1 protein-coding gene is annotated in these 1,318 nt (G+C 54.6%); it reads left to right on the top strand.

Annotated features, from left to right (window positions below):
* Positions 1-15: 15 nt before the first annotated feature.
* Positions 16-1,242, top strand: a complete 1,227-nt coding sequence (locus ACT3XD_RS19560; protein ID WP_444280700.1) for a hypothetical protein — start codon at positions 16-18, stop codon at positions 1,240-1,242.
* Positions 1,243-1,318: the final 76 nt, after the last annotated feature.

Below are 1,318 nucleotides of genomic sequence, written 5' to 3'. Positions count from 1 at the left end.
GACTAGATGTGGTTAGTGGCGCGCTTACCTACTGATAACGAGCACGCGGTGGATGTGGCGAATATCGATGTGCGTCACGATGACGTCACTATGGATATTCGCCAGGGCGCGAGCCCCGACACCATGATGACGGCAGGGCATGTGCTAAGTGGGTTAGCGTTATTTATGAACGGCTTTTTTTTAGTGGTGTTTTGTATGGCAATCATAAAAAACACGGCGTACAGCCAGGTATTAGCATTCTGGGGGGGAGGGCTGTACTTTGTTTTTTTGTATATCTTTATTCTAGGCATTATCTGGATCAATACGCTGCTTAAGCGCATACCTCCTATTCGCTTAAATCGCCAGCGCCGTGAAGTTGCTTTTGTAGTAGAACCCTCAGGTCGCTTCTGGCTTCCCGCGCCTCAAAACCTGTGGTTAATGTCTACAGCGGGCTTAGCCGCAGCGGCTGCGGGTTTTATGGGTTTGATCGAAGTGGGGGAATGGCTGCGCGGTGCCCGGCCGAGTTTCCCAGTCGGTTTGACGCTGCTGCATATCGGCGCCCTGGCTTTTTTCTACATTTACCCGCCGGTTTATGACGCCATCTGTCGGCTATTGAAGCGCGACAGACGCACAGTATTGGTGCCCTGGGAAGATGTCGTCGCGATGTATGCCTTTAACCCGGGCCTCGGGCCAGGGGCTATCACAGGCTTTGGTTGGAGCTTTGCGCTGGTGCCGCCTGACCCGCAGCGGCCAGGCTATACACTGCCAGGGGCGGGCATCATCGTCAGTGTGGGTGGTCTACCGGGTGCACTGGCCCAGTGGGAGTATATTCGCCGCTTTATGGAAGAGGGCGCCGAGGCCATTACCCCTTCCGCCAAAGAGTGGGGCGTCGAGTGGTACAACGCCTATGTGACCCGTGAAAAAGCCGAGTGTGAACGCACCAACGACCCCGCCCGCTGGCGTCGTTTCCGGCGCAAACGCTTATGGGAATATGCCCGCTTTGCCCACTGGTACACCGAATACCGCACGAAACATATTCTACCCAAAGCCGTGCCCAGCGACTGGCTCGCCGAGTGGTCGAAGCCCTTACCCGAATCCCAATGGGCCAAGCCCTCACAAGCCGTCACTGAACTAAGCGACCATCTTCGCGCCGCCTACCAGCGCGGTGAAACGTTTGTTGAAATGGGCGATGTCGAAAAACGTTTCGGCATTAATTCTATTAAGTTCAGGCAAACCCCTTACCCTTCGTTTCCATTTAAATAGGAGTGGGGCGTTCTATGCGACTTCGCATGATAGGTGCATGGCGAGCGAGGCAGACATTTAGAAAATTCAACATGAC

This window comes from Halomonas sp. AOP7-B1-5, assembly GCF_052353045.1.
Classification (GTDB): Bacteria; Pseudomonadota; Gammaproteobacteria; order Pseudomonadales; family Halomonadaceae; genus Vreelandella; species Vreelandella colorata.
Note: the sequence above shows the minus strand (reverse complement) of the source record. Positions and strands in the feature narration are given on the sequence as shown.